Here is a 22,331-nt window from a genome sequence, read left to right on the forward strand (position 1 = left end):
AATCTTCGGTCGGACCGGCGGTCGCCGGGCGGAGATGGCGATTGAGGCAGCCGTCGCGAGAGCGAGCGTCAGATTGCGCATATGATGTCTCCCTGTTCCCCGAACCCTAGCCAGGGCACGCGCGGCCGCAACAGGCGTTTCGACAGACGGCGGCCCTCCCGGATTGTGCTGGAGGCGGCCACGGCTTAGCCCTGCAATGCCGAATGGGGAGAACATCGATGACCGTAGCCGACGCCACGCCGGACCTGGAGCATATCGACCAGACCGATCGAAGCTTCCTCGGCCATCCCAAGGGGCTCGGCTACCTCGGCTTCACCGAAGCCTGCGAGCGCTTCTCCTATTACTCCATGCAGACTCTGCTGGTTCTCTACATGGTCAATTACCTGTTGGTGCCGGGCCGCATGGAGAACGTGATCGGCCTCGATTGGCTGAACACGCATATCTACCCGGGCCTCGAGGGCCAGGTTCTCGCCTCCGCGATCTTCGGGACCTACACAGCGCTCGTCTATCTCACGCCGATCGCGGGCGGCCTGATTGCCGACAAGCTGCTTGGCCGCAACACCACGTTGATCATCGGCGGCGTGCTGATGGCGATCGGCCACTTCCTGATGGCGATCGAGCCCGCATTCCTGCTGGCCTTGCTGGCGCTGCTGCTCGGCGTCGGCGCCTTCAAGGGCAATATCGCGACCCAGGTCGGGGCGCTCTACGGCCCGAACGACCTTCGCCGAGCCATGGCATTCCAGATCTTCTACATCTTCATCAACGTCAGCGTCATCGCGGCGCCCCTGGTGTCCGGAACGCTGGGTCAGAAGGTCGGCTGGCACTGGGGCTTTGGATGCGCAGGCGTGGTGATGGTCCTCGGCCTCTTCATCTACCTCTCCGGCCGCAAGTATCTCGCGCCCGACAACAAGCCCCTTCGGGGGCGGACAGGGTGGCGCAGGACCCGATGACGAGAAGCGACTGGGTCAACGTCCTCTATCTCGTCTTCCTGATTCCGGTGCTTGGAATCGCCCTCCTGACCAATCAGGAGATCTTCAATGCTTACCTCATCTGGGGTGACCAGCATTTCGACCTGACTCTTCTCAACAATACCAGCAGCTGGCTGATCACGCTCGACGCGGCGCTCAGCTTCTCGATGCTGGTCGCGGTAGCCGCCTTCTGGAAGTGGTGGGGAACGACCCGCCGGGAGCCGGACGAGATCAGCAAGATGATCATCGGCAGCATCTTCACCATCGCCGGCGGCGCCTGCCTGTTCATGGCGGCACTGACGCAGCCGGAGGGCGGCAAGATCAGCCTGTTCTGGCCGGTCATGTTCCACCTTCTGAACAGCATCGGCTTCGCGCATATCCTGCCGGTCAGTCTGGCGCTGTTCTCCAAGATCTCGCCCAAGCAGATCACAGCGACGGTCATCGGGCTCTATTACCTGGCCTTCTTCATGGCGAACGCCGTCGTCGGCTGGGTTGGCGGCCTTTATTCGTCGCTGCCCACCACGACGTTCTGGCTGATCCACATCGCGAGCGCCGCCTTCGGCCTCGTCGCCTTCGTGATCTTCAAGCTGGTCGTCGGAAAGAAGTTTCAGGACGTCGCTGCTCCGGCCGCCGTGTGAACCCGGCCGACGCGCTCCCTGAAGATCTCGCGGGCGAAAGTCGCTTCCAACTGCTGACGCGGCTCGGCTTTGCCGGGCGTGGGTTCCTGTACATCGTCATCGGGTTGCTGGTGATCCTGGCGGGCCGCACCGAAGACCTCACGGGAGCGTTGGAGTATCTTGGACACGGTCTCGGCAAGGTGTTGCTTGTCGTCCTCGCCGCCGGATTGGCCGTCTACGGCCTGTGGCGCCTTACGGACGCGGCGTTCGGGATCGAAAGCGGTCGCCGCCATGCGAAAGCGCACCGCAAGCGGATCGCGGCGGCCACCAGCGGCGTGATCTACGGATTCCTGTCCTACAAGGCGGTGCTGATCCTGCTTTCCCAGCGGATTGGGGACCATGAGCCGCAACAGCATGCGTCGGCGGCCTTGCACCTGCCCGGCGGCGAGGTCTTCGTGTGGATTGCCTCCGCCATATTATTAGGCGCTGCAATCGCGCAATTCGTCAAAGTCCGGAAATGCGACTTCCTGCGCGCTCTCGACTGCGACGAGCGTCAGAAAGTCTGGATCAAATGGCTCGGGCGTGTCGGCTATTCGGCACGCGGGATCATTTTCCTCATCATCGCGTGGCTGCTGGCCCTTGCCGCGCTTCACCGTCGCGCCGCCGAGGCCGGCGGCCTGGAGGAAGCGCTCGATGCCATGCACCCGGTCGTCCGGGCCTCGGTGGCCGCGGGCCTGATCGTCTTCGGGTTCTCAGCCTGGTCGAGGCGCGCTTTCGACGGATCCACCGGCCGCCGCCGGTGGATCACGTCGCCGAGAAGGTGGTCGAAGCGGTTCGCGGCTAAGCTAAAGGCTCAACTCCGCGACGTCTTCCTTGGCGCCAGCGTCCGGCTTCCGGCCCAACAGCTTGTTCAGCGCCGGCTTGAGAAATCCGCGGACTGTGCTCAGCCAGACCTTGGCATCCTCGACGTCGAACCGGAGGAGGGCCATCTTGGGATCGTCCTTGCCCTCGTACCACTCGGCCACGATCGGATTCCACAGACGGTCGATCGTCTCACGATCGTTGTCGATCTGAAGGGTGCCGCGCAGGCTGGCGAACAGGTCATGGCCTTTGCTGGTGTAGGTCGCGAGCGCCTGGTTGGATTGGCCCATGGCGCGGATCAGGTCGTGATCCTTGGCGGTGAAAATCCACAGGATTCCAGCGTCGCGATCCTGGTCCTCGAACTGTGCAGTCATCGGCTGCGTCGCGCCTTCGCGCGCGCCGTCGATGCCGAGCATGATGAAGGGACTGTCTTCCAGCGCCTTCCAGAGTTTCTCTTCAATCTCGCGGTCGTCAGCCATGTCTTCGATCTCCTTCTCCGGCAGCAAACGGCCGGATCGGGGAAGCCGTTCCGCCATATGGCCTTAAGGTCAGGTCGGACCTTTTCTCCCGCTAAGCTATTGTCTTGAAAGTAATTTGAAAGGAACATACTGAGAACGAATGGCTCAGCTGGACCTTCAGTCGAAGCTCGCGATTCTCGCGGATGCGGCGAAGTACGATGCATCCTGCGCCTCATCAGGCACGTCCAAGCGCGACAGCCGCGGCGGCAAGGGCGTGGGCTCTACCGAGGGCATGGGCATTTGCCACGCATACGCTCCCGACGGCCGCTGCATCTCGCTACTCAAGATCCTGCTGACCAACAGCTGCATTTTCGACTGCGCCTACTGCATCAATCGCAAGAGCTCGAACGTCAGGCGTGCGCGGTTCACGGCGCAGGAGGTCGTCCGGCTCACGCTGGAATTCTACAAGCGCAATTACATCGAGGGATTGTTCCTCTCCTCCGGCATCATTCGTTCGTCGAACTACACGATGGAGCAATTGGTCGAGGTCGCCAGAAGCTTGCGCGAAGATCATGATTTCCGCGGCTACATCCACCTGAAGACCATTCCCGACGCCGATCCTGAGCTTGTCCGGCAAGCCGGACTTCACGCCGACCGTGTTTCGATTAACGTCGAGTTGCCGACTGAAAGCGGGCTCCAGCGGCTCGCGCCTGAGAAGGACAGCGGTCAGATCGAAACGGCGATGAAGGACACGCGCCGGTCGATCGAGGAAGCTGGAGACGCAAAGCGCAGGTTCAAATCCGCGCCCAAATATGCGCCTGCCGGGCAGTCGACCCAGATGATCGTCGGCGCGGATGCGGCAAGCGATGGCGACATCATCGTTCGGGCGAGCTCGCTCTACGACCGCTTCCAGCTCCGCCGCGTCTATTATTCTGCATTCTCGCCGATCCCCGACGCCAGTGCGGTCCTTCCCCTGATGCGCCCTCCCTTGATGCGGGAGCATCGCCTGTACCAGTCCGATTGGCTGATGCGCTTCTACGGGTTCAAGCCGGCCGAAGTTGTCGACGCCGCGGGGACGGACGGCATGCTGCCGCTCGACATCGATCCGAAGCTCGCCTGGGCGCTCAAGTTCCGCGACAATTTCCCGGTCGACGTAAACCGCGCGCCACGGGAAATGCTTTTGCGCGTGCCCGGACTGGGCACGAAAGCAGTCGATCGCATCCTGTCGTCGAGGCGGTGGCGCAAGCTTCGGCTTGACGATGTCGGACGGCTGACCCTGTCAGTTGCGAAGGTGCGGCCGTTCATCACGACCATCGACTGGCGACCGACCCTCCTGATCGATCGAAACGATTTGAGGAGCCTGGTGGCGCCGAAGCAGGAGCAGCTGGAGCTTTTCGCTGCCTGACTCAAATCTATTGTGGAGTGAGGCCGCTTTCGGTGAGCCAGCGCCTGCGGATCGCAAGCGCGAAGATGCGATTGACCAATGGGTTGGACCATCCGTTGTTGGTTGCGAAGTCGCGGGTCAGCGTGTCGTGATGAAGCTGGTGAGCGTCAGGCGACATCAGCAGGCCGGCCGAACGCATCCATTCCACGATCCGCGGATTGTCGGCACGATGCAGCGTCCCGTGAAAGTATTGCGCGAATGTTCCGCCGACCAGGAGGATGACGCTTCCGAACACCAGCCAGCCAGGCAGGAGAAGCAGCCAGGCGGCAAGGTTGAGAAGGATCGAGGCCGGGAGCGACGCGAAGCAGATCGTCGATCCAATCTGCACCAGCATCGGCCTGCGCCCAAGGGCTTCGGGCCGAGGATGGTGGTTCTTGAAGTCGTAGACGAGCTTTTCGAACGGCCCATCTCCCGCCACACGCGACCACGCAGGGCAAGATAGTCCTCGGACTCGCGAGAGCCCTCGAAGAAATAGAGGCGGTCGAGCCCGATGCCCTGGCGGCACGGCTTGTAGTCCATGACCATGTGGGTGATGCCGGACGCGAAATCGGCGAAATACCAGGCAATCAGCGCCGCCGGGAACCAGCTCAGCGAGGGCGCGCCCGCGAACCACAGGTTCAAGGCTATGCTCAGCAGCATCGCGACCATCACCGGCCAGGGAGCGCGCTTCATCATCTTCCAAGGCCGATAAGCTCTTCGAACGGTTCAGGAAACCCGATAACGGCTCGCAGCGCTCGGATAGCAGTCTAGTGTTGCGCGAAGGCCCGATGATCGATGCGCACCGCGTGACACTCGCGGCCGAAGACGATTTCGACGGGTGGCGCGATGCCGCCAGGGACCTTGCCGAATCCGGCGTCCCGCCCGAGGCCGTCGTCTGGCAGGTCAGCGGATCGGACGGGGACCTGTTCGGGACCGAAGTGCGTCACGAACCCGGCGCCAGCTTTCCGGTGCCAAGGTCGTTCATCGATGTCGCGAAGAGCGTGATCTGCCATTCCGACCCGGAGCGCTTCTCTTTGCTGTACGCGATGCTCTGGAAGTTGCGCTCGAACCGCGGAGCCATGGAAGATCGCGCCGACCCGTTGGTCGACCGGCTTCAAAAGCTGGCGAAGGAGGTTCGCCGCGACGTTCACAAGATGCATGCCTTCGTGCGCTTCCGGGAGGTTGCGCAGCCTGACGGGAGCGAGCGCTTCGTCGCCTTCTTCGAACCCGACCACCACATCGTTCGCCATACGGCCGCCTTCTTCGTCCGCCGCTTCACCAACATGCGGTGGTCGATCCTGACGCCGGAGCTATCAATCCACTGGGATGGCGACAAACTTAGCGAGGGTCCCGGGGCGACGCGTGCCGAGGCGCCCGGCGGCGACCCGCTCGAGGCGATGTGGAAGACCTATTACGCGTCCATCTTCAATCCCGCGCGGCTCAAGATCGGCGCCATGCTGAAGGAGATGCCGAAGAAATATTGGCGCAACATGCCGGAAACCTCGCTCGTTCAGCCACTGATTGCGAGCGCACGCATGCGGGAGTTGGAGATGATCGACCGGGCCGCGGCAAAGTCAGGGCTTCAGGAGGCCCTCGAGGCAGAACGCCGGATCGAGCCGGGCAGCAACCTCCGCGCCTCATGGGAAGCGCTGATGAAGGAAGCGCGCGGCTGCACGCGCTGCGACCTTTACAAGCACGGCACGCAAACGGTGTTCGGCGAAGGCCCGCTCGATGCGACCATCATGTTCGTCGGCGAGCAGCCGGGCGACCAAGAGGACCTCGCCGGCCGTCCCTTCGTCGGTCCCGCCGGACAGGTCTTCGACGAAGCGCTCGAGAAGGCCGGAATCGTGCGTTCGGAGGTCTATGTCACCAATGCAGTGAAGCACTTCAAGTTCGAGCAGCGCGGCAAGAAGCGCATCCACTCGAAGCCAAACGCCGGGGAAATCGAGGCCTGCCGCTGGTGGATCGACCAGGAGCGAACCTTGATCCGTCCGCCCGTCACAGTGGCTCTGGGCGCGACCGCCGCCCGCTCGATCCTCGACAAGGTCGTGACCATCAGCAAGGTGCGCGGCTCACCGATCCCGCTTGCCGAGGGCGGCGAATGCTGGGTGACGGTGCACCCCAGCTTCCTCCTCCGCATCCCCGAGCCCGAACGCCGAGTCGAGGAACGCCAGAAGTTCGTCGACGACCTAAAACGCATCCGCGACCGCGCGGAAAAGGTTGCCGCCTGAGAGGGAGATTTGACTTTCATTACGGCCGCGACTAATCGCGCCGACCCTTCGGGACCTGTCCTGAAGAACCACGGAGCAAATGAATTGAACGATCGCAAAAACCTAATGCGGTCTTGTTTTGCACCCGTCCGGTTGTCGCCCAAGCGCTAGCGCTCGGCCGGCCACCGGCCGGCAAACCAAGATCCTGAAACAGCAACCACGGTGCCACACGCCCTTGATCGCGTGCGGCTACCGCTATGGATTTGTCATGGGCGAGAAGCTTCTGGCGCAGCGCGTGCTTACCTTGCTGCGCGATACATATGGAAAGTCGAGCCCGGTCGCGGGTGCGCTGCTCGAATGGGCAGCCGAACAGCGCGACTGGCTCTGGCCAAAAACCGTCTGGGCTGTGCCCGCGACCGACACAGAGTCGGCCAAGGATGGTGAAACGATCGACTGGGATTCGCTGGCACGGCTGGCGGATAGCCTCGACGTGTCCGCACCGTTTCCGGACGTGTTCGACACGGTGAGCACGGCGCTCAATCTGCTCGATCTCAAGCCGTTCGATCACGAGTTGGTGTTCCTGACGGCTGCGTTCGAACGTTTGCCACGATTGGTGGCCCTAGCATCCCGCCTCCGCTGGGCCGGAGGCGAGATGGCTGCGCTTATCGGACAACTGGCCGGAGCGCCGGCTGCGTCATCGGAGGCATTGGTCCGCCGCGCCAAGGCAATTGAGCTCGGGTTGATCTGCGTGAAGCAGCAATATTCTAGCCCCGCTTCGCTCGAGCTGGAGTGGCGCTTCGCCGACGTCATCGATCAGGCATTCGATAGCGAAGATCAGATCGTCGCGGCCCTGGCTGGAACGCCTCAGCCGGCATCGCTTGCTCGGGATGACTTCGCTCACCTCGATCGCGACTTCGACTTGCTGGCGCGTCTTCTGACCGGCGCGCTACGGAACCGTGCGCAGGGTGTGAACATCCTCATTCACGGACCGCCGGGGACCGGAAAGACGGAGTTCGCCCGCACCCTCGCCAGCGAAATTGGAGCACGCTTGTTCGCGGTTGGTGAAATGGACGACCGTGGCGAGGAGCCTAGCCGGTGGGAACGCCTTTGTTCGCTGAACCGGGCGGCGCGACTGCTTCATCGGCGCAGCGACAGCCTGATCCTGTTCGACGAGATGGAAGACTTGTTTTCCGAGTCTTCCACGGCCGCAAGCGGTGAGCGCCGCGCAGGGTCGAAGATCTTCGTGAACCGTCTGCTGGAGCAGATGAAGGTTCCGGTGATCTGGACGTCGAATTCGCTCGAAGGCATCGATCGCGCGCATCTCCGGCGCATGAACTACGTGCTCCGCATGGGCTACCCGTCCGCTGCGGCGCGCGAACGCATTGCGACCCGGTCGGCAGCCTCTGCAGGTGCCGCGGAAACGGTTGAGGGCCTCAAGCCTTTCCTGCTGAGCCAGCCTGACAGCGCCAGCGTAGCGCCGATCGCGCTTCGCACTGCGGCACTAGCGGGTGGAGGAGCAAGGGACGCGGCTGCCGTCGAGGGATCGCTTCTGCAAGGGCTTCGCGGCGGACGCCGGCTGGCTCCCGCTCGCTGGAGCGGTGAGCTCGATCTTTCGCTCTACGATGCGGACATCTGCATCGCCGACGTGGTCGAGCGGCTGACCCGCGGCGATGCTCCGGCGGACTTCTCGCTTCTGTTGAGCGGCCCGCCGGGGACGGGAAAGACAGCCCTCGCCGCAGATGTCGCGCGCCGGCTTGACCGGCCGCTGGCGGTGAAGCGTGCGTCGGACCTTCTTTCCAAGTGGGTCGGCGGGACCGAGGAGAATATTGCAGAGGCCTTCGCCGATGCTCGCGAGGAAGGAGCCGTGCTCCTGTTCGACGAAGCCGATTCCCTGCTTCTCGACCGGAGCGATGCTCGCATGTCGTGGGAGATCACGCAGGTGAATGAGCTGCTGACGTGGATGGACAGCCACCCGCTGCCCTTCATTGCGGCAACCAACTTCGCCCGCCGCCTCGATCCCGCGGTGTTCCGGCGATTCCTCTTCAAGGTCGAGCTCCGGCCTTTGTCGGAGGGTAAGCTGGACAAGGCCTTCGAACGTTTCTTCGGAGGCCAGTCACGGCCGGAACTGCGTGAGATCGTTGGGCTGACACCCGGCGATTTCGCGGTGGTGAAGCGCCAGCTCCGCTACCGTACGGACTGCACGGCAAAGGAGATCGTCGAACTCCTTCGTCGCGAAGCCGAGGCCAAGCCGGGTCCAACCGGCCGTATCGGCTTCTAGCAGTCGGCCCAGCGGCGAAGCAGGTTGTGATAGCTGCCGGTCAGCGAGACGATCGACGGATCGTGGTCGCCGACGTTGGCCGCAAGCGTGCGGATTGCGGCGTCCATTTCGAGGAGCAGCGCGCGCTGGCCGTCGTCGCGGATCATGGACTGGACCCAGAAGAAGGACGCGACCCGCGAGCCGCGGGTGACCGGCGCCACGCGATGCAGCGACGTCGACGGATAGAGCACGAGGTCGCCCGCTGGCAGCTTCACGGCATGCTCGCCGTACGTGTCTTCGATGATTAATTCGCCGCCGTCGTAACTGTCGGGATCGGACAGGAAGAGCGTCGCCGAAAGGTCGGTCCTGATCCTCCCTGAACGATCGGGGAGGAAACGGATCGCATTGTCGACATGGTTGTCGAAGCCATGCCCGTCGCTAGCGTCGTAGCGGTTGAACAAGGGCGGGAAGACGCGCTGCGGAAGCGCCGCCGACATAAACAGGCCGTTGTTTGCAAGCGCCGCCAGGACGATTTCCGCCGCTGCCCGCGCATTCTCGTCGGAGGCCGGCAGCTGGAGGTTGCGCTTGGCAAGCTCCGACTGCTGGCCGGCCGTCGATCGGCCGTCTTCCCAGTCGCCATTAAGGATTAAGCGGCGGACCTCGGCCAGCTCGTTGGCTGAAAGAGCGGCTGGGACGGCGACAAGCATGGCTTCCGCTTACATCCCGAACGCCAAAGTGGCGACCGCGCTGCGGCCGGCACCCGGAACGAAATGGCCTCCTCCAAGCGCGTCGGCGTAGCGCTCGTCAAACATGTTGAAGACATTCACCCTGAGCGTCGTCTTCGGATTGATGTCGTAGCCAAGCGTCGCATCCGCCACCCAGTAGCCATCCACCCGCCGCGTCTTGGTCGTGTTGGTGTAACGCGGGCCAACGTAGCGGACTCCGCCGCCGATCTCGACGCCCTGCGGAAGCGTGTACAGCGTCCACAGCGAACCGCTGTTCTTGGGCACGTTGCCAAGGCGGTTGCCGATATCCGTCACGGTGTTGGACTCGATCACTTCGCTGTGCAGATAAGTATAGCTCGCGACGACTTGCCACCGCTCGGTAATGCGTCCGGTCGCGCCGAACTCGAATCCGTCCACGCGTTGCTCGCCGTCGAGAACCAAGGCGGGCTCACCTGGGAGGCCCGGTGTGCGTGCATTGGTCTTTTCGGTGCGGAAGATGGCGGAGGTCAGCAACAGCTTCCCGCGGAAGCCATCCCACTTCACGCCAATTTCGAAGGTTCGGCTATGCTCGGGTCTCAGAGCGCCCTGCGCTTCGGTCGGCGTCGTCTGCGTGAGGTTTTCGATCGACGGATTCACCGAGGTTCCCGCGCCCGCGTAAAGGCTGAGCGATCGGACCGGCTTGTAGGTGATGCCCGCCCGCCAAGTCAGATAAGAGTCCGACCGCTGGATTGGACCCACCGTCGCCGAAAGCTGCGAAGGTGCCGGGTCGAAGTCGCTCTTGTTATGCTCCCAGCGAAGTCCGCCAGTAATGAGGACCTGCTCGCTGAGGTAAGCAGTATCGAAAAGGTAAGCCGCGACAGTGTTGGCCTTGGCGTGAACGATTTCGCCCGGTCGATCCGTTATCGTCCCATTCCATGGCCGATCAGGATCGGGATCGAACAGATCGGTCGATGTCCCGTCCGTAACAAGGCGAAGTTGGTTGCGGCTCTTCTCGGTCGAAATTTCGAAACCGGCGATCGCATCATGTCGGATGCTTCCGGTTTCGAATCTCGCGAAGAGATTCGATTGATTGAGAAGGATCTTGTCGACGGTGTCGCGACCCTGCGTTTGCGGGTTCACGAGGAGCCCGGTCGCCGTCGAGTTCGGCAGGGTTGCGAAGCGGGGAGCCGAGTAAATTGAGTCTCGCGTCGCGTAACCGTAGCGGGTCGTGTTCGCGATGCGGACTTGAGACGACACATCGTGTTCCAGCGCGAACGTCGCGATGTTGGAAGTTGTCTCCTCGTAGTCGCGCTTGGTCAGCCCGTAATAATTGTCGTAACTCACGGGGCCGGCTTGTCGTGATACTCAGGAAGCGCGACGTTCGTGTTGGGAACGAACGGGATGCCATAGTCGGGTTGGTTGTCACCCTCGATCCGAACATAGGACAGAATCGCGCGGGTCGAGGTTCCCAGGCCGAGGGCAATCGACGGCGCGATTCCCCACCGCTTCGTTTTGACATGATCGCGCCCGGGCACGTCAGCGTCGTGATACATGAGGTTGAGACGGAGCGCGGCGCCGCTGCCGACTCCGAGCGATTCTCCGCCGACGTTCAAATCCGCAGTGCCGCGGACATAACCGGGTAGTCCAAGGCCGACCGTTCCATTCACGAACGTGTCGAGCTTCGGCTGCTTCGAGAACATGTTGATATAGCCGCCAGTCGAGCCACGACCCGTCTGGGCCGAAGCCGGGCCCTTTACGACCTCGACCTGCTCCACGTTGAAAGTGTCCCGCGTATAGCTGGCAAAGTCGCGGATGCCGTCGACGAAGATGTCGTTCCGGGCACCAAAACCCCGCAGGGTCAGGTTGTCGCCTGCGGGTCCGCCACCGCCCTCGCCCGCAGCCATGCTGATGCCCGAGACGTTGCGAAGGACATCGTTGAGAGTCGTTGCGGCTTGCTGCTCGATGATCTCGCGCGGAATGATGCTGATCGACTGCGGTGCGTCGCGAACGTCCGGCAGACGGCTGTTGAGCGTGTTGATCCGGTACTTGTCCGCAGTGACCACAATTGCGTCAGACGGCGCTTCGGCGGAGTCAGCGGCGGCTGAAGCGCCGACCGTATTGGCAAGCACCGCGTTCGCAGCATCTGATTCCGCGCTAACCCCGGTCTGCCCGGCCTGCGCGACTTCGGAGGCATGAGCGCCGGAACCCAGCAAGAGCGTGGAGCCGACAAGCGCCGAAGCAGCCTTCCTGTAGGAACGGATCCCGGGGCTGCTCGAATATCGCGACACTGGAACTTACCCCTATTTGTTGCTTCGACAGAACGAATAGAGGCGGACTATCGTTATTGATAGTCATTCGCAATAGCATATCTGGTTTGGCGTTGTTTTTGATCGAGGCTGGACGATCAGCTCCTTTGCGTCAGACGAATGGCGGCGGTCTCAATTTGCTTTTCCCGGTCGGGAGCCATGCGGTTAGACCGCTCGTAAACCTTGGCCACGAGTGTCGCGCCGGCCTTGTCCGGCGTGCCGGAATCGAAGGGCGGATGAGGGTCGTATTCGATACCCAACTGAACGCTACGGGCGTATTCCTCGCCTGCGATCCGAGCAGTCAGCGCAAGCGCGAAATCGATGCCGGCCGTGACGCCTCCCCCGGTTACACGGTTGCGGTCGAACACGACCCGCTCTGCGACCGGCTCCGCATCGAACAGGGTCAGATAGCCGCTCCATGCCCAGTGCGAGGTCGCGCGATACCCTTTGAGGAGGCCGGCCGCTCCCAGGATGAGCGAACCTGTGCAGACGCTCGTCACCCACTGCGCCGAGCCTCCCACGCGCCGGACCCATGCGAGCGCCTCGTCATCGTGCATGACATCAACGCATCCGAAGCCGCCGGGAACGCAAAGGATGTCGGCTGTCTCCACTTCGTCCAACGTCGCGGTCGGCAGCAGCGAAAAGCCGCTATCGGTCGGCACCGGGTCCACCGACTTCCAGACCAGGTCGACCTGCGCGTTGGGCAAGCGGGACAGGACTTGCGCGGGCCCGGTCAGATCCAGCTGGGTGACGTTGGGGTAGACGAGGAATACGACGCGGATCGGGCTCATCTCCCTATTCTGCAGCGAGAAGCGTCTCCGCGCCACCAAGGTCGACCGAGACCAGCCGGCTGATGCCCTTTTCGATCATGGTCACGCCGTAGAGACGATGCATCCGGCTCATCGTCACCGCATTGTGCGTGACGATCAGGTAACGCGTGTCGGTCTCCCGGGTCATGCGGTCGAGCAGATCGCAGAAACGTTCGACATTGGCGTCGTCGAGCGGCGCGTCGACCTCGTCGAGGACGCAGATCGGCGCGGGATTGGTCAGGAACAAGGCGAAGATCAAAGCAACCGCCGTCAACGCCTGCTCGCCACCCGACAACAAGGTCAGGGTCGAGAGGCGCTTGCCCGGCGGCTGGGCCATGATTTCGAGGCCCGCCTCCAGCGGATCGTCGCTTTCGACCAGCTCGAGGTGCGCCTGCCCGCCATCGAACAGCGACGTGAACAGGCTTCGGAAGTGGGCGTCGACCTGGCGATAGGCGTCCAGCAACCGCACGCGCCCCTCGCGGTTGAGATTGCCGATCGAGCCGCGCAGGCGGTGGATCGCCTGGGTGAGTTCCTCGGCTTCCTCGGCGCCCTTGATGCGAGCCTCGTCGAGCTCGGCGAGTTCCTGTTCGGCAACCAGATTCACTGGGCCGATCCGCTCCCGCTCCGCCGTCAGCCGTTCGAGCAGGGCAGACTGTACGTCAGCATCGACGGCCTCGGTCTCATCGAACCCCAGTTTCTCGGGAAGCCGCTGAGGAATGCATTCGAACCGCTCAAAGCAGACGCGGCCATATTCAGTGCGCCGCGCTTCCTGCGCTTCCGCGCGCGCAGAAGCGGCTGCTCGCCGTTCCCGAGCCGACGATAGCGATTCGTTTGCCGTCGCGAAGGCCGCCGCCGCCTTGGCGACCTCGCCCTCCGCGGCCCGCTCGGCTTCAGCCGCAGCCGAGGTGCCGCGCTCGCAGTCGCGTGAGCGCGCTTCGAGCTCGACGATTGCATCGTCGAGGCGCACCGGCTCCGCACTCAGTTGCTCGCGTTCGGCGGCCTGTTGGCCTTGGCGCTCGACTGCCGAAGCCAGGCGCCGGTTGGCGTCCGCATGCCGCCTGCGCCATTCCTCCTGCTCCCGTCCGGCCGTCCCGTGCCGTTCGCGAGCCGCAGCCGTCTCGCGCGCTCGGGTGGCGGCCTCGGCGCGTTTGTCGGCGACCGCGGAGCCCGCCGAGGACGCATGCGAACGGACGGCCTCCACATCCGCTTCCAGCACCGCCGGATCGGCCAATCCCGCGATAACGCCTTCGGCGGCCCTCAGAGCCTCGGCCGAAGCTTCTGCAACCGGCTTCAGATCCTCGACACGCTGGCCGACGGCCTCGCGCTGGGCATTGAGCCGGTCGATCGCAGCGGCAGCGGCATCCGCCGCCCGCTCGGCGTCGCGAACGTCTCGCTCCGCGGTTGACGCAGCCTTGCGCTGCTCATCCCTTCAAATCTCCAGCGTTCCACGTCCCGGGCCGCCTGGTCGCGGGCTGCAGCGGCGGCATCGGCCGCCTGCTCAAGATCCGGAAGCTGCTTTTGCAGGTCGGCGAGACGGTTCCCCGGATCAACCGCTCCGCCGCCGCTGCGCCAGATCCGGTTGAAACGAAACCGTCCCAACGCCGCAGGACGCCATCGCGAGTCACCAGTCTCTGGCCGACGGCGAGAACCTGGCCCCGGTCCTGATCGCTCACGCCGATTTGCTTCAGTCGGCGCAGCAATTGCGACGGAGCCCTGACGTGGTCGATGAGTGGTTCGACTCCCGAGGGAAGAGCGGGGTCGCCGGTCTGCGCATCGCTGCCCGTCCAACGGCGAAGACCCTCGCCGCCGATCGAGGCGTCCGCGTCTTCACCCAGGGCCGCCGCCAAAGCGCGCTCGTACCCGGCGTCAGCGGACAGGCTCTCGATGGCCGAACCGCCGCCATGCTGGAGAGCACGCTCAAGGGCCTGCGCCTCAGCCCTCGCAGCCGACAAAGCGGCGCGCGCGGCCGCCAGCGAGCTTTCCGCCGCATCGCGGCGCTCAGCAGCGGAAGCCCGTTCGTGCTCCGCTGCTTCAAGATCCTTTTCTGCCTTTGCCTGCGCAGACTTTCCGGCCTCAGCACGCTTCAAGGCTTCGGCGCGGGCCGCATCTTCCGCGGAGCCCGTGCCCAAGGCTTGGAGCTGAGCCGTGAGCCGCTGTCGTTCCTGATCCGTGCGTTCGACCTGCGCCCGGGCCGCTTCGAGAGCGGCTTCGGCGACACGGCGCTCCGCGCGCATCGCCGCCTGACGGGTCAGGAGGTCTGCAAGCGCAGCCTCTGCTTCGCGCGATTTGGTCTCCAAGTCCGCAAGCTCGCGCCCGATGCGGGCCGACTGGGCTTCATCATCCGACAGGCGGTGCTCGATCGCCGCCCGCTCGGAATCCAGCTCCGCGATCCGGGCCTCGGCATCGTGCCGAAGCGCTTCTTCGCGCTCGACATCCGACGCAAGCGACGCATCCAACCGGTCAAGCTCCGCCAGCCTGCGGACAACCGTATCCCGCCGCGCGCGGGTCGTGGCGAGTTCATGCGCCAGCGCGGTCGCCCGCTCGCGAGCCTCGGACAATTCATGACGACGCTGATTCAGCGATGCGGCTGCTTGGTCCTGTGCCTGCTGGGCGTTTGCCATTGCGCCCTGCAAGGATGCCACTTGCCCTCGGCGTCTTTGGCTTCCTTGAGCGCCGCAGTCGCTGCGAGGTCGGCTTCGACCCAACGGGCGTGGACCAGACGTGCCTCGGCAGCCCGGATCTTGTCGGAGAGTTGCCGGTAACGCTCGGCGGCACGCGCCTGGCGCCTCAGCTGCGCTGCGCGCTGCTCCTGATCGGACAGAAGTTCGGCCAGCCGGCTGAGGTTGGTTTCCGTCGCCCGAAGCTTTTGCTCCGCATCCTTCCGCCGCGCATGAAGCCCTGAGATCCCGGCTGCCTCCTCAAGCAGCAGGCGGCGCTCCGTCGGCTTGGCGGAAATGATCGATCCCACCTTGCCCTGGCTGACCAGCGCCGGCGAGTGAGCACCCGTGGCGGCGTCAGCGAACAGCAAAGATACGTCCTTGGCACGAACGTCGCGACCGTCGATCCGATATGCCGAACCCGAGCCACGCTCGATCCGGCGAACAACCTCGCTCTCGCCGGTGGGCCCCTCATCGCCCGGCTGACGCTCCAGGAGAATGGATACCTCCGCGAAGTCGCGCGGCGGGCGCGTCGCCGTGCCGGCGAAAATGACGTCGTCCATGCCGCCGCCGCGAAGCGACTTTGGACTGCCTTCGCCCATCACCCAGCGTATGGCCTCGAGGAGGTTCGATTTGCCGCATCCGTTCGGCCCGACCACCCCGGTCAGGCCGGGCTCGATCCGGAGCTCCGACGGTTCGACGAAGCTCTTGAACCCGCTGAGTTTCAGCCGGCGGATGCGCAAATCGTCTCCCCCACCCTTAGGCCACAGCTAGCTGCCGAGCGCGTCGCGAAGCTGCGGCTCGAGCTTTTCCCAGGTCGCAGTTTCCTTGAGCATCGTGCCGTTGATCACGAACGACGGCGTTCCCGTGAATTCCGGGAACTGCGTGGTCGTGTCGCCATTCATCTGCACCAGCAGGTTGATCTCATTCTGGTCCGTCAGGCAGGCGTTGCTCTTGCCCGAAGGCAGGCCGCGTTGCGCCGCCCACTGCTGAAGTTGCGACAGTTTGGCGATCTCCAGGAACTGCTTGTCCGGCCCCATCGCCTGAATCGCCTGGAACTTCTCCGGCGGAATGTCCTGGATCTTGCTGGTCCAGTTCTTCTGGTCGGCATAGAGTTCACGAACCAGCGGGAAGAAACGGTCGGGGCCAGCGCAGCGCGCCAGCAACGAGGCGGTCAGATCGAACGGATCGCGGACGAAGTTCCGGAATTCCCAGCTCACGCGTCCGGTCTTCACGAAGTCATTGACGAGCTTGTCGGCGCCCTTCTCGTCGAACTCGGCGCAGTGCGGACAAGTCAACGAGCCGAACTCGATCAACTTCACATCGGCGTTCGGGTTGCCCATCACATAGCCGCCTTCAGCGGTTCGGCTCACCAGCTTCGACCAATCGCCGTTGGGCGCCTTGATCGCCTTGATCGGCGCATTGCTGCTGCTTGAGCTGCCGCTGGCGTTGGCTCCGTTATCTGCATTGCAAGCCGCGCTTGCGAGGATCGCCGCAGCGGCGAGCAGGACGTAGGCAGATTTCATCGTTCACTCCGAAAGGTGACGGGAATGGGGTTGTCGGCGGGCGCTTCGACCGTCGGCGCGCCGCTCGTACCGGAAATCTTTCCGGCAAGCGATTCAAGGCACGCGCGAAGCTCCGGATCGGCGATTTGCCGAAGTCCTTCGCCCAATTCCTTGGGAACGGGCGCAGCTCCGGGCGCGCCGGCTTCGGCCGGGGTGCCGATGGCTTCCCCTGCCGAAAGACGACCCTGTCGATGGCCCATATCCAAAGAAGCGGTTCACGCGTTCGATGATCAGTGGCGCCAGATGCTGAAGCAGAGGTGAATGGGCGCCCTCGACGAGCAAAGTCAGGACGCCGCCGGACTTCTTGCCCATCGGGAAACGGATCGACTCAGGAGAAGACACCCTGGCATAGCGCTCCCCGACGATCTCGCTCCAGCGGCTGACGATCGCGCCCTGAACGAAGCCGAAGCGGCGGAACGCGACGCCGCCGATCTCACCCACCAGCTCTCCGGCCGCGCGGGCACGGCCGCTGCGCGGCGCGTCTTCCGCATTTGGCTTTACAGTCGGTGACTTGGGCTTCGCCATCGTCTCTCGTCATGCCATAGGCAAAAGGTGCCCGCCAACCGTTTGCTCCAACATTATGTGGATAACGCGCGCCGCCTTCCGTGGCGCGCAATGCCCGGCGAGCCGGCGCCCGAACCTTACCGGGTTTGGCTGAGCGAGGTCATGCTTCAGCAGACGACAGTTGCCGCCGTCACACCGCGCTTCGAGCGCTTCCTCCAGAAATGGCCGACGATCGAGGCGCTGGCCGCAGCGAGAGACGAGGATGTACTCTCGGAATGGGCGGGGCTCGGCTATTACGCTCGCGCCCGCAATCTCATCGCCTGCGCTCGTGAAGTCGCTGCGCTGGGCGACTTCCCGGACACCGCTGCCGGGCTGCGCAAGCTTCCGGGAATCGGCGAGTATACCGCGGCCGCCATCGCCGCGATCGCTTTCGGCGAGCCGATAGCGGTGGTCGACACCAACGTCGCCAGGGTCATCATCCGCTTTGCCGGCCTCGAAAGTACCATCGAGCAGTCCCGCGACACGATCCGCGAGATCGTCGCGTCCATGACTCCAGCCGATCGTCCGGGGGATTTTGCGCAGTCGATGATGGACCTCGGCGCGACGATTTGCCGACCGAAGAGTCCTGTTTGTGGTGCCTGCCCGCTTGCCGAGGACTGCGTTGCCGCCGCTTCGGGCGAGCCCGAGCGCTTCCCGGCCCGCAAGCAAAGAGCGGCCCGACCGGTGCGCTATGGCATTGCCCATTGGATCGAGCGCAACGGCGCAATCTGGCTTGTTCGAAGGCCACGTAAGGGCATGCTCGGCGGAATGGCGGCTCTCCCGGGTTCGGACTGGACTGAGGAGCAGCCGAAGTCTCGGTCAGCGCTCGGCCACATTACCCATGATTTCACTCACTTCCGCCTCGAACTGGCGGTCGTCGCGCACAAATCTGCCACTGGTGATGGCTGGTGGCAGAAGATCGACGATCTGGTCGACGCCGGCCTGCCGACCTTGTACCGGCGCGCGGTGGAATCTGTTTTCCAGTCCCGGAGCGCGCTTGCCGCCTGAACCCTTCTTCTCAGGGCCTGGAATCGATCGCGTCGACCCGGCTCGCGCCGATGAGGTCCGCTTCGCCGAATTCGTCACGCGCGAGGATGGGCTCCAGCTTATCTGGCGCGACGGCCTACCGGCGGTTGGCGATGACGGCCGTCTCGAGTGGCAGTCAGCGCAATCAACCGATCTCTTCCTCGGCATGCAGGACGGCCAGCCGCGCTTTTCCGCGACCGAGCAGCCGCACACCAACGCCCGGGCAGCGTTCGACACCATCGGCCTATTGGCCGACGACGAAGCGCCGCTGTTTGCCGCCGCGCTAAGCCTGGCCTGGTGGCACAATCGCCACCGCTTCTGCGCCAACTGCGGCTCCCCCACCGAAATCGAGCGGGCAGGCTGGTCCCGCCGCTGCCCGGAATGCTCGGCCCAGCACTTTCCCCGCGTGGACCCCGTCGTCATCATGCTGGCTGAGCACGACGGCCGCCTGCTGCTCGGTCGCCAGCCACAATATCCCGCCGGCCGCTACTCCGCGCTCGCCGGCTTCCTCGAGCCTGGCGAATCGATCGAAGCCGCGGTCGCCCGGGAGCTTCATGAAGAAGCAGGGATCAGGGTCCGGAACGTCTCTTATGTTGCGAGCCAGCCCTGGCCGTTCCCCTCGTCGCTGATGCTCGGCTGTCACGCCGAGGCGCTGGACGCGGAACTCACCATCGACACCACCGAGCTCGACGACGCTCGCTGGTTCACGCGGGTAGAGGTCGAGGCCGCGCTCGCGGGGGCGCCCGGTGCCACGTTCCAGGCGCCGCCACGGTTCGCGATTGCGCGCACCTTGCTCGAACGCTGGCTCGCCGCTTGATGTGCCGCTGAGTCGTTCGTAAAGAGCGGCGCAAATTCCATTCGCTTAGCCTCGGCAACCGCCGTTCGGAGACCCATGGACGACCGTTTCAACACCATCGCCGGCTGGACCCTTTTCGCTGGCATTGTCGCTCTTGGAGCATCGATCGTTGCCGGTGAATCGTTCCACAGCGAACGGCCCGAACACATGGGCTTCCCGATCGAAGGCGTGGTTGAGGAAGGTGCCGGCGCCGCAGAGGCGGAGAAGCCGATCGCGTTCTATCTCGCCAGCGCCGATCCGGCAGCGGGTGAGCAGGTCTTCAAGAAGTGCACCGCCTGCCACAACGCGGACCAGGGTGGCGCCAACGCGCTCGGCCCGAACTTGTGGGATGTGCTCGGTGAGCCGGTCGGCAAGGGCAAGGGCTTCCCCTTCTCGCCTGCACTGTCAGGCGTTGGCGGCACCTGGAACTGGGACAATATGAACGCGTGGCTCACGAGCCCGAAGAAGTTCGCTCCCGGCACCAAGATGACCTTCGCCGGCCTCAGCAATCCGCAGGATCGCGCCAACGTCATTGCGTTCCTGAACGCGCACAGCGATGCGCCGCTTCCGCTTCCCGCAGCTCCCGCCGAGGCGGCTGCACCAGCAGCCGGGACAAGGCGGCCGCCGACAATGCGGCAGGAACCGGGACCAACGACGGTCCGCAGGTTGCCAAAGACGTTCCAGCCGACGCGAAGAAGCCGGGCGGTGGCGAAGCGGTGAACCAGGCCGCCCCGGCCCACTAAGCCTTATTCCGCGGTGCCGTTCCGCTCCCGCGGCGGAGCGGGATGATCCTCGTAGAAGCGCTGCACGAATTCCCACGCCTCTTCGGCGCTTTCGCACCAGTGAAAAATATCGAGGTCGTGCGGCGCGATAACGCCTTCCTCGACGAGCGCCTCGAAATCGACGACGCGATTCCAGAACTCGCGGCCGAACAGGATCACCGGCAGCGGCCTGACCTTGCCGGTCTGGATGAGCGTCAGCAGCTCAAAGAACTCGTCGAACGTCCCAAAGCCGCCGGGAAAGACCGCGACCGCTCGCGCTCGCAGAAGGAAGTGCATCTTCCTCAGCGCGAAATAGTGGAACTGGAAGCTGAGATCGGGGGTGACGTAGCGGTTCGGCAGCTGCTCGTGCGGAAGCACGATGTTGAGGCCAATGGTCTCCGCCCCGACCTCGCAGGCCCCGCGGTTCGCCGCCTCCATGATCGAAGGCCCGCCGCCCGAGCAGACGACGAAATGCCGCCATCCGTCCTCGTCGCAGCCGCATGCTCCCGCCAGCCGGCCGAGTTCCAGCGCAACATCGTAATAGACGGCCTTGGCCTTGAGCCGCTCCGCGATCGCCCGCTGGCGGTCGTCGGACGCACCGGCGACCAAAGCCTCGGCCATCGACGGCTCCGGGATTCGCGCCGACCCGTAAACGACGAACGTCGATGCGATCCTGGCTTCGTCGAGCAGAAGCTCGGGCTTCAGCAGTTCGAGCTGGAAGCGGACGGGCCGCAAATCCTCGCGGAGAAGGAAGTCGGTGTCCTGAAACGCCAGCTTGTAGGCGGCGCTCTCGGTCTGAGGGCTGGACGGCACATGTCGCGCGGCTTTCGCGTCGACGTGGGCTTCGGGGAAAATGCGCTTCGGCGGTATGGGATCGTTCATGAGTTTGGGGGCTTAGCCGAGCCAGCCCCCAAGCCCAAGGGTCACGCGGCCGCTTCCGACTTTCGCGGTGTGCTCCAATCGATTTTGCGTGTCCCGTACATCACACCCGCAAGGGCCGCGAACAGCAGCAGCGAGCCGATCAGCAGCGCGAAGGCTTCGAGGCTGAGAAGGACGTAGAGCACGGCGTAGAGTCCGACGAGCAAGCCGCCGATGAAGCTGGCCCGTCCCCAACTCTTCAGGACGGCCGCGGAATAGGCCGTATTGAGGCCAGCGATCGCTGCCGATGCCACGACGTAGGCCAGGCTGAACCCGATGACCTCCGCGAACGCGAGCAGCAGGACGAAGAACAGCACCAGCGCGGCACCCATCAGCAGGTATTCGACCGCCGACACCCGAACGCCGCCGATGATGTCGAACATTAGAAGCGCGAGGAAAGTGAAACCGATGAACAGGAAGCCATACTTCGTCGCGCGATCGACCTGCGAATAAAGATCGATCGGCTGGACGAGGCTGATCGACGCGACTTTCGGAGCGCTCTGCGAATTGTCGACGCCGCGATCCTGCATCGCCTGGTCGTGGTTCAGCCGGTCGACGACATGGCTCGAACCCTCGGCGGTTGAGACGAGGGACTCGCCCAGAGCGAGATTGCCGATTTCGTACACGGCATCGAAGCCGTTCGAACGAACATTGCGGCTGACCGGCAAATAGTCGCTGCCGAAGCTCGGGTGAGGCCAGGGAGAGCGCACATTCCAAACCGTCTGCCCCGCCTTCGGTGCAAAGGTCAGTGAAGAATTGCCACGCAGCCCGAACTTGTATCGGACCCCGATCGGTCCGACGATCAGCTGGCCGGCGTTGAATGGGGCGAAGAAGCCGGACCCCCCGCTGCTTCCGCCACCGGGTTGCAATTGCAACGGGACGCGGTTCACGCTGACCTTGGGATTGGCACCGATCCCTCGCGGATCGCTGATTCCAAAACGGAGTTCCGCGCGCGCGAGATCCAGCGCAGCCGGATCGACTCCCTGCCGTGAAAGGTCGCGAGGCAAACCGAAACGCGCGGCGCCTTCGATCTTCGCGTCGTAGACCACCGTCTCGTAGATGGACTTCTTCCGGTGCTCCGGTGCGAGCGAGGTCGTGAGTTCCGAAACCTCCGGCGAAAGCGTGAGCTCTCGAACACCTTCGTGCGTTCGCGTCACGCTCTTGCCGTTCTCCACCACGGTCTCGGTCGTCGTTGACTTGTACGGGATGACCAGGAGCGGGCCGGAAAAGGCCTGCGGCCCGCCCCAGCCTTCGGTAATCGCCTTGGTGGCGGTCTCCGACTGGGTCTGCCTGTCGTAGTTTAGAAGGTAGATCGAAAAGAGCGGAATGGAGAGCGCTGCCGCGACCAATATCGCCAGCAGCAGCTTGGCTCCCGGCGTACGCTCGCCGTCGGACCTGTACACGATGAAATCC

At 64.1% G+C, this 22,331-nt stretch carries 19 protein-coding genes and 2 pseudogenes; 10 read left to right on the forward strand and 11 right to left on the reverse strand.

Features of this window, described 5'->3' with window-relative positions; all coding sequences use genetic code 11:
- Positions 1–218: 218 nt before the first annotated feature.
- The 3 genes and pseudogenes from H9L15_RS19365 to H9L15_RS20135 all read left to right on the forward strand — a co-directional run.
- Positions 219–950: an oligopeptide:H+ symporter gene (locus H9L15_RS19365; RefSeq protein WP_317617579.1), complete on the forward strand. Its 732-nt coding sequence runs from the start codon at positions 219–221 to the stop codon at positions 948–950.
- Positions 947–1,606: an MFS transporter gene (locus H9L15_RS19370; protein WP_317617580.1), complete on the forward strand. Its 660-nt coding sequence runs from the start codon at positions 947–949 to the stop codon at positions 1,604–1,606. Before H9L15_RS19365 ends, H9L15_RS19370 begins: the two co-directional genes overlap by 4 nt.
- 110 nt (positions 1,607–1,716) lie before the next feature.
- A pseudogene (locus H9L15_RS20135) lies at positions 1,717–2,040 on the forward strand (DUF1206 domain-containing protein); the annotation flags it as partial.
- 390 nt (positions 2,041–2,430) lie between these two features.
- Here the strand turns inward: H9L15_RS20135 and H9L15_RS20140 are convergent.
- Positions 2,431–2,982: a pyridoxamine 5'-phosphate oxidase family protein gene (locus H9L15_RS20140; RefSeq protein ID WP_398286892.1), complete on the reverse strand. Its 552-nt coding sequence runs from the start codon at positions 2,980–2,982 to the stop codon at positions 2,431–2,433.
- An 82-nt stretch (positions 2,983–3,064) separates the two neighbouring features.
- On the opposite strand from H9L15_RS20140, the gene H9L15_RS03925 reads away from it, so the two are divergent.
- Positions 3,065–4,309, forward strand: a complete 1,245-nt coding sequence (locus H9L15_RS03925; RefSeq protein WP_187715230.1) for a putative DNA modification/repair radical SAM protein — start codon at positions 3,065–3,067, stop codon at positions 4,307–4,309.
- Between the two features lie 7 nt (positions 4,310–4,316).
- Here the strand turns inward: H9L15_RS03925 and H9L15_RS03930 are convergent, their stop codons facing one another.
- Complete coding sequence (locus H9L15_RS03930; RefSeq protein WP_223276482.1) at positions 4,317–4,766, reverse strand: fatty acid desaturase family protein; 450 nt, start codon at positions 4,764–4,766, stop codon at positions 4,317–4,319.
- A gap of 99 nt (positions 4,767–4,865) precedes the next feature.
- Here H9L15_RS03930 and H9L15_RS16950 point away from each other — a divergent pair, with 99 nt between their 5' ends.
- The 3 genes from H9L15_RS16950 to H9L15_RS03940 all read left to right on the forward strand — a co-directional run bounded on the left by H9L15_RS16950 (position 4,866) and on the right by H9L15_RS03940 (position 8,815).
- The gene (locus H9L15_RS16950) at positions 4,866–5,039 is read left to right on the forward strand and encodes a hypothetical protein (RefSeq protein WP_223276483.1); all 174 of its coding nucleotides are present in this window, start codon (positions 4,866–4,868) and stop codon (positions 5,037–5,039) included.
- 76 nt (positions 5,040–5,115) lie between these two features.
- Positions 5,116–6,558, forward strand: a complete 1,443-nt coding sequence (locus tag H9L15_RS03935) for a UdgX family uracil-DNA binding protein (protein WP_187715231.1) — start codon at positions 5,116–5,118, stop codon at positions 6,556–6,558.
- A 247-nt stretch (positions 6,559–6,805) separates the two neighbouring features.
- Positions 6,806–8,815, forward strand: coding sequence for an AAA family ATPase (locus tag H9L15_RS03940; RefSeq protein WP_187715232.1), 2,010 nt, complete (start codon positions 6,806–6,808; stop codon positions 8,813–8,815).
- Here the strand turns inward: H9L15_RS03940 and H9L15_RS03945 are convergent.
- From H9L15_RS03945 to H9L15_RS03980, 7 genes and pseudogenes are all read right to left on the reverse strand, one after another.
- Positions 8,812–9,501: a Fe2+-dependent dioxygenase gene (locus H9L15_RS03945; protein ID WP_187715233.1), complete on the reverse strand. Its 690-nt coding sequence runs from the start codon at positions 9,499–9,501 to the stop codon at positions 8,812–8,814. The genes H9L15_RS03940 and H9L15_RS03945 overlap by 4 nt on opposite strands.
- Positions 9,502–9,510: 9 nt before the next feature.
- Entirely contained in the window at positions 9,511–10,842 is a 1,332-nt protein-coding gene (locus tag H9L15_RS03950; protein WP_187715234.1) for a TonB-dependent receptor, read from the reverse strand.
- A complete protein-coding gene (locus H9L15_RS03955; protein ID WP_187715235.1) occupies positions 10,839–11,786 on the reverse strand; it encodes a TonB-dependent receptor in 948 nt (315 codons plus the stop codon). The genes H9L15_RS03950 and H9L15_RS03955 overlap by 4 nt, the downstream gene beginning before the upstream one ends.
- 116 nt (positions 11,787–11,902) lie before the next feature.
- A complete protein-coding gene (locus H9L15_RS03960; protein WP_187715236.1) occupies positions 11,903–12,595 on the reverse strand; it encodes a DJ-1/PfpI family protein in 693 nt (230 codons plus the stop codon).
- 4 nt (positions 12,596–12,599) lie between these two features.
- Positions 12,600–16,013: pseudogene (locus H9L15_RS20145) on the reverse strand (chromosome segregation SMC family protein).
- Positions 16,014–16,040: 27 nt separating this feature from the next.
- Positions 16,041–16,796, reverse strand: coding sequence for a thioredoxin domain-containing protein (locus tag H9L15_RS03975; RefSeq protein WP_187715237.1), 756 nt, complete (start codon positions 16,794–16,796; stop codon positions 16,041–16,043).
- A gap of 93 nt (positions 16,797–16,889) precedes the next feature.
- Positions 16,890–17,276, reverse strand: coding sequence for a DUF721 domain-containing protein (locus H9L15_RS03980; RefSeq protein ID WP_317617581.1), 387 nt, complete (start codon positions 17,274–17,276; stop codon positions 16,890–16,892).
- A gap of 225 nt (positions 17,277–17,501) precedes the next feature.
- Between H9L15_RS03980 and H9L15_RS03985 the strand changes: the two genes are divergently transcribed.
- The 3 genes from H9L15_RS03985 to H9L15_RS03995 all read left to right on the forward strand — a co-directional run bounded on the left by H9L15_RS03985 (position 17,502) and on the right by H9L15_RS03995 (position 19,959).
- Positions 17,502–18,386, forward strand: coding sequence for an A/G-specific adenine glycosylase (locus H9L15_RS03985; RefSeq protein ID WP_262984908.1), 885 nt, complete (start codon positions 17,502–17,504; stop codon positions 18,384–18,386).
- Positions 18,376–19,221, forward strand: coding sequence for an NAD(+) diphosphatase (gene nudC, locus H9L15_RS03990; protein WP_223276488.1), 846 nt, complete (start codon positions 18,376–18,378; stop codon positions 19,219–19,221). Before H9L15_RS03985 ends, nudC begins: the two co-directional genes overlap by 11 nt.
- Before the next feature lie 75 nt (positions 19,222–19,296).
- The gene (locus H9L15_RS03995; protein WP_187715239.1) at positions 19,297–19,959 is read left to right on the forward strand and encodes a c-type cytochrome; all 663 of its coding nucleotides are present in this window, start codon (positions 19,297–19,299) and stop codon (positions 19,957–19,959) included.
- 26 nt (positions 19,960–19,985) lie between these two features.
- On the opposite strand, the gene H9L15_RS04000 is transcribed toward H9L15_RS03995, so the two are convergent.
- Both H9L15_RS04000 and creD read right to left on the reverse strand, forming a co-directional pair.
- On the reverse strand, positions 19,986–20,882 hold the full coding sequence (locus H9L15_RS04000) for an LOG family protein (protein WP_187715240.1): 897 nt from the start codon (positions 20,880–20,882) through the stop codon (positions 19,986–19,988).
- Positions 20,883–20,923: 41 nt separating this feature from the next.
- Positions 20,924–22,321, reverse strand: a complete 1,398-nt coding sequence (gene creD, locus H9L15_RS04005; RefSeq protein WP_187715241.1) for a cell envelope integrity protein CreD — start codon at positions 22,319–22,321, stop codon at positions 20,924–20,926.
- Between the last annotated feature and the right edge of the window lie 10 nt (positions 22,322–22,331).

Source organism: Sphingomonas daechungensis, assembly GCF_014489495.1.
Lineage (GTDB): Bacteria > Pseudomonadota > Alphaproteobacteria > Sphingomonadales > Sphingomonadaceae > Sphingomicrobium > Sphingomicrobium daechungense.